14 protein-coding genes and 1 tRNA gene are annotated in these 18,781 nt (G+C 41.6%); 5 read left to right on the forward strand and 10 right to left on the reverse strand.

Going from position 1 to position 18,781, the window contains the following annotated elements; translation table 11 throughout:
* Positions 1-72: 72 nt before the first annotated feature.
* A complete protein-coding gene (locus BN8908_RS14305; protein ID WP_235837442.1) occupies positions 73-756 on the forward strand; it encodes a transposase in 684 nt (227 codons plus the stop codon).
* Positions 757-856: 100 nt separating this feature from the next.
* Here the strand turns inward: BN8908_RS14305 and BN8908_RS14310 are convergent, their stop codons facing one another.
* From BN8908_RS14310 to BN8908_RS14335, 6 genes are all read right to left on the reverse strand, one after another.
* The gene (locus BN8908_RS14310; protein WP_148453360.1) at positions 857-1,567 is read right to left on the reverse strand and encodes a hypothetical protein; all 711 of its coding nucleotides are present in this window, start codon (positions 1,565-1,567) and stop codon (positions 857-859) included.
* A 109-nt stretch (positions 1,568-1,676) separates the two neighbouring features.
* Positions 1,677-4,040, reverse strand: a complete 2,364-nt coding sequence (locus BN8908_RS14315; RefSeq protein ID WP_068691336.1) for an ABC transporter permease — start codon at positions 4,038-4,040, stop codon at positions 1,677-1,679.
* A gap of 28 nt (positions 4,041-4,068) precedes the next feature.
* A complete protein-coding gene (locus BN8908_RS14320) occupies positions 4,069-6,384 on the reverse strand; it encodes an ABC transporter permease (protein ID WP_068691338.1) in 2,316 nt (771 codons plus the stop codon).
* Positions 6,385-6,469: 85 nt separating this feature from the next.
* Positions 6,470-7,168, reverse strand: coding sequence for an ABC transporter ATP-binding protein (locus BN8908_RS14325; protein WP_021989517.1), 699 nt, complete (start codon positions 7,166-7,168; stop codon positions 6,470-6,472).
* A 178-nt stretch (positions 7,169-7,346) separates the two neighbouring features.
* Entirely contained in the window at positions 7,347-9,701 is a 2,355-nt protein-coding gene (locus BN8908_RS14330) for an ABC transporter permease (RefSeq protein ID WP_021989518.1), read from the reverse strand.
* A gap of 20 nt (positions 9,702-9,721) precedes the next feature.
* On the reverse strand, positions 9,722-12,043 hold the full coding sequence (locus tag BN8908_RS14335; protein WP_068691340.1) for an ABC transporter permease: 2,322 nt from the start codon (positions 12,041-12,043) through the stop codon (positions 9,722-9,724).
* 240 nt (positions 12,044-12,283) lie between these two features.
* Between BN8908_RS14335 and BN8908_RS14340 the strand changes: the two genes are divergently transcribed.
* Both BN8908_RS14340 and BN8908_RS14345 read left to right on the forward strand, forming a co-directional pair.
* Positions 12,284-13,111, forward strand: a complete 828-nt coding sequence (locus BN8908_RS14340; protein WP_068691342.1) for a 3'(2'),5'-bisphosphate nucleotidase CysQ family protein — start codon at positions 12,284-12,286, stop codon at positions 13,109-13,111.
* A 7-nt stretch (positions 13,112-13,118) separates the two neighbouring features.
* Positions 13,119-14,417 carry a M18 family aminopeptidase gene (locus BN8908_RS14345; protein ID WP_068691344.1) on the forward strand — a complete coding sequence of 433 codons (1,299 nt, stop codon included), beginning with the start codon at positions 13,119-13,121 and terminating at the stop codon, positions 14,415-14,417.
* Positions 14,418-14,467: 50 nt separating this feature from the next.
* Here BN8908_RS14345 and BN8908_RS14350 read toward each other — a convergent pair whose 3' ends face one another.
* The gene (locus BN8908_RS14350) at positions 14,468-15,163 is read right to left on the reverse strand and encodes an MBL fold metallo-hydrolase (RefSeq protein ID WP_392389387.1); all 696 of its coding nucleotides are present in this window, start codon (positions 15,161-15,163) and stop codon (positions 14,468-14,470) included.
* Between the two features lie 274 nt (positions 15,164-15,437).
* On the opposite strand from BN8908_RS14350, the gene BN8908_RS14355 reads away from it, so the two are divergent.
* Both BN8908_RS14355 and BN8908_RS14360 read left to right on the forward strand, forming a co-directional pair.
* Positions 15,438-15,644 carry a heavy metal transport/detoxification protein gene (locus BN8908_RS14355; RefSeq protein ID WP_316245214.1) on the forward strand — a complete coding sequence of 69 codons (207 nt, stop codon included), beginning with the start codon at positions 15,438-15,440 and terminating at the stop codon, positions 15,642-15,644.
* Between the two features lie 6 nt (positions 15,645-15,650).
* Complete coding sequence (locus BN8908_RS14360) at positions 15,651-16,424, forward strand: exodeoxyribonuclease III (protein ID WP_068691346.1); 774 nt, start codon at positions 15,651-15,653, stop codon at positions 16,422-16,424.
* A 124-nt stretch (positions 16,425-16,548) separates the two neighbouring features.
* On the opposite strand, the gene BN8908_RS14365 is transcribed toward BN8908_RS14360, so the two are convergent.
* The 3 genes from BN8908_RS14365 to BN8908_RS14375 form a co-directional block, all read right to left on the reverse strand.
* A tRNA-Val gene (locus BN8908_RS14365) sits at positions 16,549-16,623 on the reverse strand.
* Between the two features lie 174 nt (positions 16,624-16,797).
* Positions 16,798-17,208 carry an acyl-CoA thioesterase gene (locus BN8908_RS14370; RefSeq protein ID WP_068691348.1) on the reverse strand — a complete coding sequence of 137 codons (411 nt, stop codon included), beginning with the start codon at positions 17,206-17,208 and terminating at the stop codon, positions 16,798-16,800.
* Positions 17,209-17,427: 219 nt separating this feature from the next.
* Complete coding sequence (locus tag BN8908_RS14375) at positions 17,428-18,768, reverse strand: alpha-amylase family glycosyl hydrolase (RefSeq protein WP_021988006.1); 1,341 nt, start codon at positions 18,766-18,768, stop codon at positions 17,428-17,430.
* Between the last annotated feature and the right edge of the window lie 13 nt (positions 18,769-18,781).

Here is an 18,781-nt window from a genome sequence, read left to right on the forward strand (position 1 = left end):
ATGTGTGTTAATCCTTAACCGAATATGCCGAGACATGCCCGACAACGATCTATAACCGACATATACCACGTTATGTTACGTGGTATAGACCGAACCGTAATATTCTTAGAAAACGACGACAGGCAAATGTTTCTAAATTTACTCAGACAACAGGCATCACCGGAATTTAAAATCTACTGTTACTGTCTCATGACAAATCATATACACCTTATACTTGAAAGTCAAAAACTCAGTAAATACATGCACCATCTTGCAACAGGATATGCCTTATGGTTCAATCACAAATATGCACGCCGGGGCTACTTATATCAGGACCGTTTTAAAAGCGAAGCTATAGAAAACGAATCTTATCTACTACAATGCTTCCGTTATATCTTACAAAATCCCATAAAAGCAGGTGTATGCGACAATGCGCATGAATATCAATGGAGTAGTTACAATAGCTATTTTTCTTCCGCCAACACTTTCGTTTACACAAATTTTTTAAATCTGTTTTTTACAACTCCAAAAGACTTTGAAACCTATATTGCAACCGAATGTTCTATAAAATGTATTGATATCGAAGACAACACAAAAATGTCGTATGACCTGATCCGCAAAATTTTTAAACACAAACTAAAGGGGCGAAAAATAACGGATTTATCTAAAACAGAATCCAGACAAATCGTCAAAGAATTAAAAAAAGAAACCCGTGCCAGCTTACGTCTACTTTCCCTGATTACAGGAATGAGTATCGGTGTCATCCGATATTTATAACAAGATTTAGTATCCAACTAAAACTCTGATTTAAAGCACATTATCCCTTATTTTTGCTTCTGAAATTACACAATGAGTCCGTCCCAGTGTGTAAATTCGGTTATTTATGGCTGTATTTCTTTTCGATCATTGCGATAGCCTGATCCAAAGCCTCCTTAGAATCCAGGTACGAGGACTCATAATTGACTCCTGTTGAAGTAAATTCCAGGATATTAACAAATTGAAGATTATCTAAATGATAACGGCAGATATTACGAATATTTTCTTTTTCATTTCCTTCCCACTTTTTTCCTCCTTTCTGAAACTCTACATCCGTAAAAATAAGTTCAGCATATTTTGATTTCAAACCATAAAACCAATTTACCACTTCCTGCATTCTCTTCAGTTCATTGTATGCTTTCACAATTTGCAAAATCAATTCTTTATCCTGAATTCGCTGTGATAAAGACGACATCTTCAGCATTTCCAGCGCATCAGTAACATAAATAAACAAATCGACCTGAAAAGGAATATTGGCATACATGAGTAAAGAATCCTCCGAAGCATTTTCAAGATTATTCCGATACTGCAATATGTAATTACACGCTCTTCTTTCAAAATTCAAATGTTTATGTATATCCTCTACCCTTTCCCGGTTGAGTTTCAATTCACTTTTGATCAATTGCATGGTATTAGCGACTTGTTTTGATTCGCTATACCTGCTGATAGCGCTACTCCCGGCAAAAGTGACGATAATACCTAAAACAACAACAGACAACTGCAAAACATAATCACCTATTCTCCAACTTGTAAACTTTCTCCACTTTCTCATAATACTCTGCTTATTATATCAGACAAAGACAAACTACTCAAAGAAATTTGGCTTTACGTCCGGCTTTATTATCTTTTGCAAAAATAATAAAAAGAGTTATAATATCTCATTATTCTGTTTTTAATGCTTTTACGGGATTCTCCGTAGCGGCTTTCCAACTCTGCCAACTGATTGTAAATAATGCAATAATCAAAGTAATCACTCCCGCTACCAAAAATATCCACCAATATATCGGTGTTTTGTAACTGAACCCTTCCAGCCAGCGACTCATAGCATACCAGGCCACCGGACAGGCTACGATAAAAGAGAAAAACAGCAAACGGAAAAAACTTTTATTCAGCAAAAACATAATCTGACTTTCCGTCGCTCCGTTAACCTTGCGTATACCGATTTCTTTCCGCCTATATTGGGCATTGAATATAATCAATCCATACACTCCGACCAGAGCCAGTACAATTGCAATTCCGCCCATCAAAGACACGACTTGCATCAACCGCTTTTCACTCTCATACTTCTGCTGTAAAGAATCGTCCAAAAAATGAAGCTCGAATATCCCCTCCGGGGCTAAATGTTCATATACATGACGAATTTGCTGTATCGTTTTGGACACATCTCCTCCTGCTATTTTAAAAAACATATAGGAATATTCCTGTCCGGCACTGCAAAGTAAAACCAAGGGAGCTACCGGTTTGCGTAAAGACATATAATGAATATCGTTCACAACACCGATAAACTGACCATTCCCCACAATATCCTGAGGTATATTCCGCCCGAAATAACGGTCGAGTACCGGTTGTTTCTGAATAGCCGTTTCATTCATAATAAGTTGGTAACCGGATAAGTTCGAAGCAGAGAAATTATCTCCTTTTACCAATGTCATCCCGAAAAAATCCAAAAAATTCTTATAAACCCCTATTCTGTCGAGTTGTATAGCCTCTCCGTCCAGCTCTGTTCCACTGCTGGAAACGAAGTCATTTCCGGGAACATAATCGGAAAACGTATAATCCAACACTCCCGGTATCGCGGTTACTTCCGAAATCAAAGCCTCCTGATTCTTTTCAATCTTATCGTCCAGGATCATCCAGGCTATATTTTCCGTCTGATAACCCAACGAATAGTGTTGCATAAACCGATACTGGTTTCCCATAATCAGCGTACATGTTATGAGCACAATTGAAATTACAAACTGGAAGGCCATCAGTCCATTCCGCAAGCGGATACCTTTGGGTGTCATAACAAAACTTCCTTTCAACACAACAGCCGGCTCAAATGAAGTTACATAAAATGCGGGGTATATCCCGGCTATAATTCCCAACAAAACAGCCAGTCCAGCCACACCTCCTAAAAGTAACCCATGATTGGCCGGAGCCAAAGACATCGAAAACAGTCCGGACAATCCGGACATTGAAAACAACTGTAATATGCCCAAAGACAATAAAAACGCTACACAGGTATAGACCACAGCTTCTCCTAACAATCGCAACCGTAAAGTCATTACGGTAGCGCCCAGCACTTTTTGGGTATTGATGCTTTTCATCCGGGTAGGCGCCAGAGACATCGAAAAATTCACAAAATTGATACCGGCAATCAATATGATTAAAATGCCAACAGCCAGCATAACGGCGGCGTTTCTACGGTTCCCCTTATCCGATGTGTCATAAATTACCGTATTGTCATAAAAAATATCCGTGAGAGGCGATACCCGTAAATAGGATTTCCCTTCCTGTTCCATCTGTTCTTTCTTATGCAACCCTTCAAAAATCTGATCCAATGTCTCGATTTTAAGATTATTCACTTGCTGCTGCAAGGCATCCCGATCGGAATTAGCCGCCAGAACAAAAATCTGCCCATCCCAATTTCCCCACTCTTCCTGTTCTACAAAACGGGTATAACACGTATTTTTAAAAATCGAATTCAGCGGCATATCTTCATATACGGCAGCAACGGTATATACCTTTCCCCCGCTACTTATCTGTTTTCCGACAGCGGAACCGTCCTCAAACCAGGTACGGGCAAAACTTTGAGGCAACATCAACATATCCGGCTCTGTCAAGGCTTGACGAGCATCCCCTTCCAATACGTTTATTCCCAACATGTCCGCAAAAGAAGCGGTAGCCGAATTTATAGGCGCTTTGAATTTATCGGTTGTCCCATCCGCTTTCTTTTTCAGAAAAACACTTTGATGGGAATTGGCGATGATAAAATAATCATCTACCAACGGACTCTGATCTTTCAATAAACCACCGATAGGAGTGGGTCCGAAAGCCGCATACTGCAAATTCATGGGAAACAACAACTCCATCCGGAAAATCCGGTCGGCATTTTTATGGAAACGGTCGTATCCTTCCTGAAATGACAACTGAATGACAATCACAGCAAAGGCAGCAAAGGCTACCGATAATCCGACAACATTCAATATCCCCGCTGTCTTAAAGCGTTTGAAATTCTGAACAAATTCTCTGGCAATACGCATAACTTTTATTTTAATATTTCGATCTAAATTATTCTGAACGCAGGGAATGGACCGGATTCTCCATAGCAGCCCGGACTGTTCGCCACAGAAGAGCGGACAAAGCAACCAAGAGGGTCAGCACTCCCGAAAAAATAAAAATCCACCAACTCATTTCCGTCCGTTGCAAATAGGATTCCAACCAACGGTTCATAAAATAATAAGCCAAAGGGCAGGCTACGACAAATCCCATCAAAATCGGTTTCATAAAACCGATATTCAATAACCACACGATCTCCGTTACTTTCGCCCCATTGACGCGGCGTACGCCGATCTCTTTCCGTTTTTGCTCGATCATAAAAGTCGCCAGACCGAATAAACCCAGACATGAAATAATAATCGCCAATAAAGTGAAAAACGATACCATCCGGGCCGATTGTTTCTCTGTCATCAACCACGATTGTACGTTATCATCCAAAAAACGGACAACCGGCTCTTCTCCGAATACTTTTGCTGCTTGTTGCCGCACGGTTTCATATAAAGCAGCCAAATCAGTCCCGGAAATCCGGACACTCAATTGCTTCGTATAATTGTCCCGATTCTCCGGTTTCATCGGAAAAATAACAAAGGGTTGGGCTACAGCTTTGAAATCATTGAATTTAAAATTATCCAGTACCCCTACAATTTTCATATTCTGACTGTTCCGGCTAAGGTATTTGCCTATCGGTTTTTCTCCACCCATTAGATCCGCCATTTTCCGGTTAATGACAATTCCTTCGTAATTATCCGTAAAAAATTCACCTTCTTCCGGCCGGACATCGTATACATTCGCCCAATCGGCATCTGCCCAGGTAAAATATACCAAAGGATTAAAAGCAGGATCTTTTCCTTCCCATTCAAAACCCAATCCGTTCCAGAAAATCCGGGCCGGGATAGAGGTCGAAGCACTTACCGCTTTAATTCCCGACAGATGTTGTAATTCTTCCTTCAATACATAAGCTTTTTGTTGCTGGGATTCATTGCGCAGAGAAACCTGCAACACCTCGTCCCAGGTATATCCCAAGTCCATTTTCTGATACATCCGAATCTGACGCCCGATCACCAAGGTACATATAATAAGGGTTATTGATACGACAAACTGAACCACCACCAGCGTTTTACGCAAGCGGCCACTCCATGTACCTCCCGACCTTCCGCCTTTTAACACTTTCACCGGCGAGAATGAAGCCAAATAAAAAGAAGGATATAATCCTGCCAATAAAGTCGTCAGAAAAACCAATCCGCTACTTACCCACAATACCGAAGGATTCAGCAAATCAGCCATTTGAAATGAACTTCCAATAATCCTTCCGAACACAGGGACAATGGCATAAGCCAACAGAAAGGCCAATACAAAAGAACAGGCCACCAACAAAAACGTATTCGATAAATGGATAACAACCAAATGCCAGCGGGTTGCTCCGACGAGCTTCCGGACGCTTGTCTGAACTGCGGAACGGGCAAAAGCCGCAGTCGAAAGATTGATAAAATTAATACATGCTATCAGCAATATTACCAGTGCAATAACCCCCATCAGCCGCACCTCCTTCATCTGTCCCCAATCGTACAGATAACGGTCTTTCAATGGAGCTGCTTTCACATACAACTGATATTCCGGCACTGCTTTTATCGCCCGGTCTTTAGCCACCCGGGCAAATTCGTCAAAAGCCGACATATCCCGCAGCAGCACATAAGTTTCATAACTGTTATTGTACCAGGCTGTCAAACCCTCCCCTTCCCGTTCTATCGGCAGAAAAACGATGCTTTCAGAACCGGCAGTAGCTACCGTCCGACGACGCGGCATGTCTTCCACTACCCCACAAACGATAAATGTGCCGAATTCAAATTGCAAAGACTGACCAAGCGAAGAATGATCTCCGAAAATCATCAACGCGGCAGAACGGGTCAACACACAACGTTCTTTTTCTCCGGACTCATAAGGAACACCTTCGATAAAATCCAAAGAAAATATTTTAAAAAGGTCATTATCTGCATCATAAGCCGTTACTCCGAAGTTTTCCGCTCCACACTTTACAGTACGGGCTGCGAAATTTAAGCGAACACCGGCTTCTACTTCAGGACGTTCCATTTTTAAAGCCGGCATCACGGCAGGAGCCATCCCTCCGAATGGCTGACTTCCCTCATGATATCCCTGTAAAGACACGATCCGGTCTATATTCTTAAAACCGCGATCGGTTTGCAATTGACCGACTACCCACATCATAATCAATAAACAACAAGCCAACCCCGTCACTAAGCCCAACATATTGATCAGATAAGACTGTCGATTCCCCTTAAAAGTCCGGAAAAAATTCCTAAACATATTCATATTCAAGACCCAATAAAATTCTACCTAATCTTACCCTCTATATTTTGTAAGATCAAAACGATACGTCCCAATTGATATGTAAACCTCAAAGTTTCAATCCCCCATCGATCTGGACCGTGCCTTCCTTAAGGTATCCGTCCATAATATTTACAATACGGGTACCGTATCTGGCATTTTGCTCGGAGTGAGTGACCTGAATAATCGTCATTCCTTCCTCCTGATTCAATTTTTTCAACAATTCCATAATTTGTTTTCCCTGCTCGGAATGCAAATTACCGGTCGGCTCATCGGCAAGCAATAATTTAGGCTTAGCCACGATAGCCCGGGCTATCCCGACCAATTGCTGCTGACCTCCCGATAATTGTTCCGGAAACAAATCCTGCTTGGCTACAATATTGAAACGATCCAGAATATCTGCAACTATCGCTTTCCGTTCTTTACCCTTCACCCCTTTATATACCAACGGCATCTCGATATTCTCGTATACATTCATATCTTCCAACAAATGGTAAGCCTGAAAAATAAAACCGATATAATTCCGATGACAAAGATTTTTATCTTTCTCACTCATTTTATGCACCGGATTTCCCATAAAATAATATTCTCCCTCCGAAGGTTCGTCCAACATCCCGACAATATTCAACAACGTTGATTTCCCCGCTCCGCTCGGTCCCATAATACTTACAAATTCTCCCTCATTTACCGTGAAATCAATATTTTTCAAAATAAACGTACGTTGAAAACGGGATTTATAATACTTATCTACCTTTCTTAATTCGATCATGACTGTTATTTTTAATTATTTATTCGAATATTGTCATTGATACACCAAAAGGTATACCATTTTTTATAAGACACAGGATAACAACAAGTTATTATTTAATCCATAAATTCAGGTTGTCTAATAATTAGACAAAACAGTCTAAATATTAGACAATCCTTCCTAGCTTGCCTGTTCTTCCTTAGATTTCATTTTTGAACATTTCTACCGGATTCAATCCGGCTGCAGCCCTGGATTGCCAGATGACAGTCAGAAAACCGACGGAAAAAATAAAGCCGCCTGCCAACAAGTAAGTCCACAGCGTAAAATCTGCCTTATACAGAAATTGTTTCATCCACTCTTCGGTAAAATAAAAAGCCAAGGGCAAAGCGATCAAAAAAGCGACTCCGATCCATATCATAAATTGTCTGCAAATCAACAACATCACCTGATTTCCGCTGGCACCGTTGATTTTCCGGACACCGATCTCTTTTTTCCGGCTTTCCACAGTATACCAAGCCAGTCCGAACAATCCCACTCCTGTCAACAATAAACTGACCCACATGAATATCCATACCGTTTTCATCAGTCTCAACTCATCCCGGTGAAAACCTTTATATATATCTGCCATGGTCAAGCAGGACAAACCGGTATTTCCCGGAGCCGTTTCGTACCACAATGTATTTATCTTCATCTTCAAATCGGCATAAGAGGTATTTTCCCCTGCTTTAACAACCAAACGCCCTGCTCCGGAGGGATCGGGATGCAGCACCATCGGAGGAATCCTCATGGAAAAACGATCCACCTGAAAATCATTTACTACTCCAACGACCGTCTTCCGGCTTTTATCCCAATAATCGAATGTGTAACCGAGAATTGCGGACTTCCCGACCAGAGAAGCGAAAGTTTCATTCACCAATACCTGATCCGATTTTGCAGAAAGAGATGAAAAACCGTTCCCCATCAAAATTTTTACGCCATATACATCAAAATAGGAATCATCACAATCGAAAACGCAATAATTGATATCTCCGGTCTGTCCGCTCATATTCTGGGTCATTTTAGTCGTCGTCACCGCCTCAATTTCCGGCAACGTCCGCAGTTGATTCCGGAAGGCGTCCCAGGTTTTCTCATCAAAATTTCCAGAGGTAGGATTCACTGCAACGATCCGGTCGGAATCCGGACGGCTGTGTGCGATGTATTCCATCTGCCGGTGAATATTCAACACGACAGCCACCAAAACAGCGGAAACGACAAATTGAGCGACAACCATACCTTTAATCAATTCCGATTTACGCTGAGTTTCATTTTTCAATACCGCACTCAACTGTATTTTCCCCAAACGGGAAAAAATATAAAAAGAAGGACCTACGGACAAAACGACGATCAGAAGTAAAAATACAATCCGGGCCGGACCGTAAAATACGGCAGAAAGCGACAGGTCTGCACCTAAAAAGGCGTTGAACACCGGTAATATTTCATAAATCAGCCACACTGCTATTCCAAAAGACAGCACAACCTGTATAAAAGTTTCGGTGATTAACTGTAAGCGCATACTCCCGACCAAAGCCCCGCACACCATTTGCTGACCTGTATTCCGCAACCGCTGCATATTCCGGGTCATACTGATGTTAACATAGTTAAAACAAGCGATGAGCAATATCGCCAAAGCAATACTTAAACTAATATACAATAACGATTTATCACGCCCTCTTAACAGAGAACAATACTCCGTAGGATTAAAATAAATCTGATCTGCCGGCAAGAGCCTCACTTTACCATCTGCCAATTCCATCAACCCGGCATTTTGATCGATTTTCTTTTCCAGAACAAACCGGTCAGCCTTCGGATTTAATTTCACAAAAGCGTAAAATTCCAATCCCTGAGTTTCCTCCCTGGTCAAAATTTCCCGAGACAATCCCTGAAGCATATTACAACACAGAATACTGTTCTTCATGTCTTTGAACACTGCCGCAACTGTATATTCTTGCCTGGCGTCGACCCAATAACCGTAACCTTTCTCCACGGGCATATATTTCCGTATTTCCATCGTAAGTACCTTCCCCAAAGGATTTTCCTCTCCGAACAGTTTTCGGCCGTAAGATTCCGAAACAGCCAGTTCCGTTGTCCCGGACAATACCCGCTCCAAATCTCCCGATACGACTTCCGGTTTAAAAAAATCGAGAAATTCAGGTAATACGGAAAAATATTTTTCGGTATACAAAAGTCCCTTATCCTGTACTATAGCTGCATCCTCACCTTTGAATACACAGATGTCCCGGATATCCGGGAAGGTTTCCTGCAAACGTACCGGCAGTTCCGATTCTACCGAAAACATTTTCACATGATTATACTGAGAATTCTCACTCTCAATGATATAAGTACACTCACTGTCCGGTACCGAATCCGCAATCCGGTATTCCCGCATAACGAAAGCAATCAATAGCACACTACACGTCAAGCCACTGACCAGACTCAAAAGAGAAATGAAAGTATACACTTTATTTCTGGCCCATCCCCGAAAAATCATCTTTATCTGAACATACTTTATCAACATAATCCAATATATAAGAATTTTTACTCACTCTTTAAAGATTTTACCGGATTGACCATCGCAGCCTTTACACTTTGCCATCCTACCATTAACAAGGCGATACAACCGGCAAAACAACCGGCCATACCGAAAATCCACCAATTCAAATCAGTACGATAAGCAAAGCCGTCGAGCCAGTTGGACATAGCATACCAGGCTATCGGACAAGCCAGCACAAATGCTAATGCAATCCATTTCATAAAACTAGCCACAAGCATACGCAACACTTCCGCTACAGTCGCTCCATTCACTCTGCGGATTCCGATTTCTTTCACCCGTTGCTGTATAAAATAAGTGGCCATGGCCAAGATTCCCATCATCGACAGCACAATAGCCAAGGCCGAGAAATAACCGATCAACCGGGCTGTCCGTTCACTGCTTTCATACCATTGGCTGATCTCCTGATCCATAAACATCGCCTCGACCGGAACACCACCTATAAATTCCTTGTAGGTAGCCTGTACCTGCCGGAACACTTTCCCCGGATTCGTCGTATTGATTTTTACCAGAATACTCCAAGGCCATTCTTCATCATTTAACGGCTTGATCCAGGCCGGCCCCACTTCCCGGGTAAGATCCCGGAAATGAAAATTTTTAACCACTCCGAACACCGGAATAGCCTCACCTCCATATGGATTACATTCGACAGGCCGATCAGGCAATTCCAATGCTTTGACAGCAGCTTCATTTAACCACAATCCGTTTTTAGAAATTGCCACATCATTTTTCATGACTTCTATTCCCAACAAAGAAAAAAAAGCGGTATCCACTTTAAATTCCTGAAAACTCAAAGCTTTATCTTTATAGGAAAACGAATTGTTATTTCCTCCATCGACAGGACTCCCACACACAAAAGAAACACCCACTACACCCGGTATTTTTTCGAACTCACTCCGTAATGCCATTTTTTGTGCCCCACTTACCTGGTTCTCCATCCAAATTATATTTTCCTTATCGAATCCCAGATTGTAATTCCGCATAAAATCCGTTTGCCGCCAAATGACCGCAGTACAAACGACCAATGCAATCGCCACCGTATATTGAAAACAAATCAATGCTTTACTATATACACCCTTTGTTTTTTTCCGGAAAGCTCCTTTTACAACATCTATCGGATTAAAACGGGTAATCAGGAATGCAGGCGCCAAACCGGCCACCAAGCCTAATAATGCCAATGCCAACACAGCAATACCGATGGTGCCTATATTCAAATGAGTTGCTACTGAAACATGTGTACTCAGCAACTGATTGAAGATAGGCTGAAATAAAAAGCTAAAGCCTAAGGCCAAAATAAAAGAAATAAAACAAAGAGCCTCCGACTCCCAGATAAACTGCCGGAAAAGAGAAGCGCTATCGGTTCCCAACAATTTTTTTACAGCCGCTTCTTTTGCCCGGAAACCGGCCTGGGCTATCGATAAATTATTATAGTTGATCAATGCCAATACCAGAATAACGAAGGCAATCGCAGATAAAACAACAACCAAAGTCCTACTGTTACCGTGTATTCCTTGCCCGTCTTTCCCGCCGAAATATATTTCTGTCAAAGGTTCGAAACTGAATTCCTTAACATATCCTCTTTTAAACATCCAATAATTTGCCTTAAAATCTTCTAAGACCAAAGGTGCTTTCGAAGACAGGTCCGTTCCTTCTTTTGCCATAACATAAAGTCCGAAAGAACTGTTGTTATTATTCGTTAACAAATCAGGATACCCCCAAAGATCGGCTAAAAACGGAAATTGCAATACACCATCACATGTGTTGAAATGTGTATTTTCAGGTATATCTTCCATAATTCCCGTTACCACCAATTTCAAATCACCTTCACAAGTGATCGCCTTTCCCATGATATCTTCACTCCCGAATAATTTCCGGGCATAAGAACGGGTCAATACGACTGAATTACGTGTCTTCAGTACTTCCCCGGGCATTCCTTCCAGTAAACGAAAAGAAAACATTTTGAAAAAAGTAGAATCTGCCAACAGAAAATTGAAATTTACCTTCTCTTTCTGATTGTTTTCAATAAACGTAGAATTTTGAAATAAACGGGTATAGCATTCTATTTCCGGGTATTTACTTTGTAACTCTCCGCCGATTAAAGTACCGAAACTGGAGCGATCCTCATTAACAGCCCTAAAAATGCGGTCTTTATTCCGATGAAACTGATCAACCGATAATTCTTGCTGGATGTATATGCTCAATAAAATGACGAACGTCAACGATAAGGCAAAACCAAATACCGTAATCCCGGTATAAAGTTTATCTCGAACCAATGTGCGTAAAAAAACTTTCAAATTAGAAGCACTCATATTTAAATATTTTAATATATCTACTCTTTTTTTTGATATTCACTATTCTATCAACAAATATGCCAACACAATAAACCACTGTTTATCAACAAATTAAACAACACACATCAGACTGATATGTCCAAATAATTGACAGAGATGTACAAAATATTTACAACTTATCAAAAGTATAATATTTAATTTTCAAATTCCGATTTTTATTAGTTACTTTATCCTATGAAATAAGAAAGCACTAAACCCATGATGATAAAAGAGAAGTTGGATCAAGTCATCGCGCTCATTGAGAAGGCGGGAGATGCCCTTTTGGAACTTTACAAAAAACAAGATTTGGACATTTCCATGAAACCGGATGCGACTCCGGTAACAGAAGCGGACAAGTTATCCAATACCTTATTACGCAAAGAACTAAAAGCTTTATTCCCGGACATCCCCATCATCAGTGAAGAATCGAACATTCCGGATTATCACCTCCGGGAATCGTGGAAATATTGTTGGTTGGTGGATCCTCTGGACGGTACAAAAGAATTCATATATAAAAACGGACGCTTCTGTATCAATATTGCTTTAATTTGCGGAACGCAACCCATATTCGGAATAATCAACAACATCCGGGATAAAGAAATCATCTGGGCGTTTAAAGATGATAAATGCTATATTAAAAAAGAAAACCAAATCTCCGAACTGACACCGGTCTCCAACGAAGGGACGAATTTAAAAATGGTCGTCAGTCGTTTTAATATGACAGAAGCTGAGTTCGAATACATCGATTACCTGCAGTCAAAAGGATATAATCTCGAACTTATCCCTTTAGGAGCTTCTGCCAAACATTGTGCAATAGCAAAAGGTGAAGCGGACATTTACCCCAAGTTCGGACGTTGCTACGAATGGGATTCGGCTGCGGGTCAGATCATCGTGGAAACTTCCGGCGGTTTGGTTGTCAATCCGACCGACTATTCGAACATCGTATACAACAAGAAGAACATGGAAAATCCACCTTTTATCATGTTCAATAAAAAAATCCGGGAACAAATCGAAGAAGGGAACGAAATATTTATTCATCACAAATAATATATTTATGGAAAAACAGGCAGCTCTAGAATTAATTGACTTTATCAACGAAAGTCCGACGAACTTTCACGCGATACTCAATATTAAAAAGGAATTGATCGCCCATGGATTTACCCAATTGTTTTCCGGTGAAAGCTGGCAAATTGAAAGAGGAAAAAAATATTTCGTTACGAAAAATCATTCTTCTTTGTATGCTTTTATCCCGGGAACAGGCGACATTGCCGAAAACGGTTTCAAACTGATCTGCGCCCATAGTGATTCCCCGACTTTTCGTATCAAACCGCATGCAGAAATACCGGTTGAAGGAAAATACCTGAAACTTAATACAGAAGTTTACGGCGGACCGATCATGTACACCTGGTTCGACCGTCCGTTATCTATGGCAGGCAGAGTATTGATCAAAAGCGACAATCCCCTGAAACCGATTATCCAGTTTATCAATTTTAAACGTCCCTTGCTTACAATACCACATTTGGCCATCCATTTCAACCGGGCAGTCAATGATCAGGGCAACCCGCTGAGTAAGCAAAAAGATATGCTTCCGGTATTGGCGATGATTAACGAACATTTCGAAAAAGAAAATTTCCTGTTGAAACTGATAGCTGAAGAAATGCAAATCCCGGCGGAAAATATCCTGGATTTCGATTTGACGCTGTATAATTTTGAAAAAGGTTGCCTGACGGGATTGAATGAAGAATTTATCTCCTGTGGAAAATTAGACGACCTGGCTATGGCACATGCCGGTTTGAAAGCTTTGATCGATTCCAAAGAATGCCGTAAAACAAAAGTATTGGCCATCTTCGATAACGAAGAAGTAGGCAGCGGAACAAAACAAGGTGCAGGATCTCCCATCCTCCGGACGATTATCGAACGTATCGTTTTCGGTATGGGCGGCCAGACAGAAGACCTTTACAGGGCCATCCACAACTCATTTATGATTTCGGCAGATATGGCTCATGCCCTGCATCCGAATTATACCGAAAAACACGATCCGACCAATCATCCGGTTATGAACGGCGGGCCGGTCATCAAAATCAATGCCAATCAAAAATACATCACCGACGGAGATTCGGCTGCCGTATTCCAGACCATTTGTCAATTGGCAGGGGTACCTTATCAGACGTTTGTCAATCATTCGGATATGGCAGGGGGATCCACTTTAGGTAACATTCTGCTTTCCCAAATGGAAATGCGGGGTGTAGATATCGGTAACCCGATGTGGGCCATGCATTCGGTACGCGAAACCGGAGGCACAATGGATCACCATTATGTCATCAAGGCCTTTACGGCATTTTACAACATATAAGCCAAAAAACAAAACCGGGAGAAATTTAAAAACTTCTCCCGGTTTCTCATTTACTGCAATTGCCGGATGCGAACATCAATATGCTTATCCTTCTTCAATAAATCCTTCAAATCCTGAATCTTGGTTTCTCCATAATGATACGGATACAAAATCCAGGGCTTTATCATCTCAGCAGCATGGGCAGCCTGAACCGGAGTCATCGTATAAGGCTGGTTCACCGGTAAAAAAGCAATATCTATATTTTTCAATTGCTTCATTTCCGGTATATCCTCCGTATCTCCGGCGATATAAACCCTCATCCCGCCCAACGTCAAAATGTAACCGTTATCCCGGCCCCGGGGATGAAACTGGTCTCTCCCCGGTGTCGTATTGTATGCCGGTACAGCCTCAACATTCAAATAGGACACCGGACTTCGCCGATCCCCATTCTTCATTGCAATTCCTTTGCCCAATTTCTCTTGCGAAGCCGGATTGACAATAATTAAAGTCGACTCCTTCTCCGTTGCGGCAATGGCCTTCGGATCAAGGTGATCGTGATGTTCATGCGTTATTAAAATCAAATCTGCTTTCGGAAATTTACTGTAATCGGCATAGTCGGACACAGGGTCCACCAAAAGAACGTGTCCGTCGTATTCGAGCATCAAACTCCCGTGTTTTACAAAAGTAATGACCAAATCTTTACCTTCCGGAGTTTTAAACCGGTCCTGTTCAAAACCCAATCCCTGGGCGGCAAATGCCGTCAACATACAATATAGCATAATAACCTCCTTCATAACTGTAATCTTTTATGTTATACTCTATATAGAACCATAAAGATATAAATTAATTACAGGATTTTATTGTGCCCACAGATTTCACAGGTTTATTTATGATTCAGGATTTTGTCGCGACGTAATTATCATCAATTATTCAAGTTTATCGTGGAATTGACCTATATGCCTAATTAAAAATCATAAATCCAAAGTCCGGTATGTCCTGAATCTTTTATATCTTTACTACATAAAATTAAAAACAATGGAAATGAGAAAATATAAAACTACGGCAAAATGCCAGGGATGCGTTGCTAAAATCGCTCCCTTCCTGAACGAAATCATGACACAAGACCAATGGTCCATCGACCTTTCTACACCGGATAAAATACTGACAGTAACTTCCGACTGTCCGGATAATGTAATTTTGGAAGCATTGCAAAAAGCCGGCTTCAAAGGTGAACTCCTGAAACAATAACACCTTATGAAAATCATCACTTACAATGTAAACGGCCTGCGCAGTGCTCTTTCGAAAAATTTCACAGGGTGGCTCGAAGCAGAGCAGCCGGATGTCGTATGCTTACAGGAAACCAAGGCTCAACCCGATCAAATCCCTACCCTTGAATTTGAGATGCTGGGCTATCGGTCCTACTTCTTCTCTGCCCAAAAAAAAGGATACAGCGGTGTCGCGATTCTGACCAAACAGCTCCCGGACCATGTCGAATATGGCATGGGTATTCCCCGTTACGATGATGAAGGCCGGTTTTTACGGGCCGACTTCGGGGATTTATCCGTCGTAAGCGTTTACCATCCTTCGGGGACCAGCGGGGACGAAAGGCAAGCTTTTAAAATGGTTTGGCTGGAAGATTTCCAGGTGTATGTACAGGAACTCAGCAAAAGCCGGCCGAAATTACTTCTTTGCGGGGACTACAATATCTGCCATCGTCCCATCGACATTCACGATCCGGTACGCAACGCCACAAACAGCGGATTTTTACCCGAAGAAAGAGAGTGGATGAGTCAGTTCCTCGACAGCGGATTCACAGATACCTTCCGCTATTTTCACCCCGAAGAAGCCCATCAATACACCTGGTGGAGTTTCCGCGCAAATGCCCGTAACAACAATAAAGGCTGGCGAATCGATTATTGTATGGCCACTCCGGCAGTTGTACCCCTATTAAAGGATGCCTATATACTACCGGCGATAAAACATTCCGACCATTGTCCGGCCGTTGTCGAAGTCGAACATGAAGTATAAAAAATAAGTATCTGAATCCCGGATAGATAAATCTATCCGGGATTCAAGTTTCAGACAGTACAAAATGTCTTTTACCTCGAACCCGTACAATAAAAAAGAGAGGCTTTAAAGCCTCTCTCCTAGGTGGGTCCTGAGGGATTCGAACCCCCGACCCTCTGGGTGTAAACCAGATGCTCTGAACCAACTGAGCTAAGAACCCGTGCAGTCTGTTCTGATTGCGGGTACAAATGTAGTGCTTTTTTTCTTTCCGCCAAAATTTTAAACTTTTTTTTGGAAGTGATTACTAAAAAAAGATTTCATCCAACATTTCACTTGCCTCCATCCGTTCACCGGAAGCATCCCCAATTTTACAACTACAACTCCGAGTGTACACTCAATCCTTTTTCAAATAATCTGCAAAAATTTCATCGAATAACTCTCCCCGGGTAAGACGTCCGTTATCGACACACACCGATTCTACCCGTCCGTGTGCACATAACTTCATATCCGGCAAGCGGAAAATGTCTTCGAAAAATACCAGTTTAACCCCTTCCCTAGCAATATTCAGCTTAACGACAAACCGGTCACCGCTTGTCAACGATACCTTATAATCAATTTCCACATGAGCCACAACGGCATCGATTCCCCGTTTGTGAAGTTCTCCGAAATTTGCTCCGGCAACTTCCAGAAATTCATGCCGGGCATGTTCCATATAATGCTGGTAATTGGCGTTATTGACAATGCATTGCAGATCACATTCGTAATCACGCACCTTCATTTCCAATTCAAACTGATATTTTTTCATATTGTTTTACTTTCGTCATTAAACGACACAAAAGTAAGAATAAGTGCTGAATTTGAAAAAATCAAAATAATCCGGATTTTGATTTACAACTCTGAATCAATACGACCGGCCTGTGTCTATTTGAGGCAGAAATTACACAATGAGTCCGTCCCAGTGTGTAAAAATAATTCGCTTTAACCCGGTGTATCCATCAAAATTGTAAATCAAAAACAAGAGTGTTTATTCCCGGATGAACACTTTAAACCCATTCCCCGGTAAAACAATCTCTTGTATATCTTTCCGCTTTTCGTCAGAAAAATATTCCGTAAAATTTCCGGACACGATTTCATCCAAATTCACTTTCTGATCGCTTCCGGTAAGGTTTAATACAACAACCAAAACATCTGTTCCGGCAGTCCGCTCAAAAGCAAAGGTATTCTTTACATTATCCTGCCCTAGAATACGGAAAGTACCTTCATTCTCCCCAGCCTTCAGTGCCGGGTGTTTATGTTTCAGATCATTCAGCTTTTGATAAAAGCCCGCCAAATCCGGACGCAGATTCCAATCGACAGAATCTTTTTCAAAAAACGAAAGCCGTTTATTCAATCCTGCTTCCTGTCCTGTATAAAGCAAAGGCATTCCAGGTACGGTATAAGTCATGACAGCATAAACAGGGAAAGCTTCACCCATACGTTCCTCTATGCTTCCCTGCCAGGAATTCTCATCGTGATTATCGATAAAATTCATAATAATTGCCCGTTTCGGGTAGAGGGTATCCACCTTCTGAAAATATTCGGGTAAGGCATAACCGTCCTTTTTGCCTTGGGCCAAATCGTTCATCAAATGATGTAAATCCCAGCCATAACATGCATCGAATGCTTTCTGTGTCAATTCAGGTTCCCAGGCTTCTGCCAACATAAATACCGGCTTAATGCTATCCAATGCCGGACGCGCTTCTTCCCAGAAATCGGTCGGCACCATAGCGGCCATATCACAACGGTATCCGTCGATGTCACATTCCTGAATCCAATACTGTAAACTCTCAATCATATAACGACGCATATCCCGGTTGTCGTAATTCAGATCGGCTACATCGCTCCAATCCTCAACCGGACTCACGATCTTTCCGTCTTTTTGCGTATACCAATCCGGATGCTCTTCTATCAAAGGATTATCCCATCCCGTATGATTGGCCACCCAATCGAGTATCACTTTGAAACCAAGTTCATGTGCCTTATTGACAAGCGATTTAAAATCCTCCAACGTTCCGTATTCCGGATTTACTTTGCGGTAGTCCTGCACGGCGTAATAACTTCCCAAGGAACCCTTACGGCCTTTCTCCGAAATCGGAGTGATCGGCATAAACCACAATATATCTACTCCCAGTTCTTTCAAGCGGGGTAAATGCTGCTCGAAAGCTTTAAATGTTCCTTCCGGTGTATACTGCCGGATATTCACTTCGTAAATAGAGGCATCTTCTGCCCATTTTGCAACCTGAGGAGCTTGTTCCTCTGCTTTTTTCTGTTGCACACACGACATCGCCAACACTGTCATCGCTATAAATAAGATAAATTTAGACATACGCTTATCATTT

Source organism: Culturomica massiliensis, assembly GCF_900091655.1.
GTDB lineage: Bacteria > Bacteroidota > Bacteroidia > Bacteroidales > Marinifilaceae > Culturomica > Culturomica massiliensis.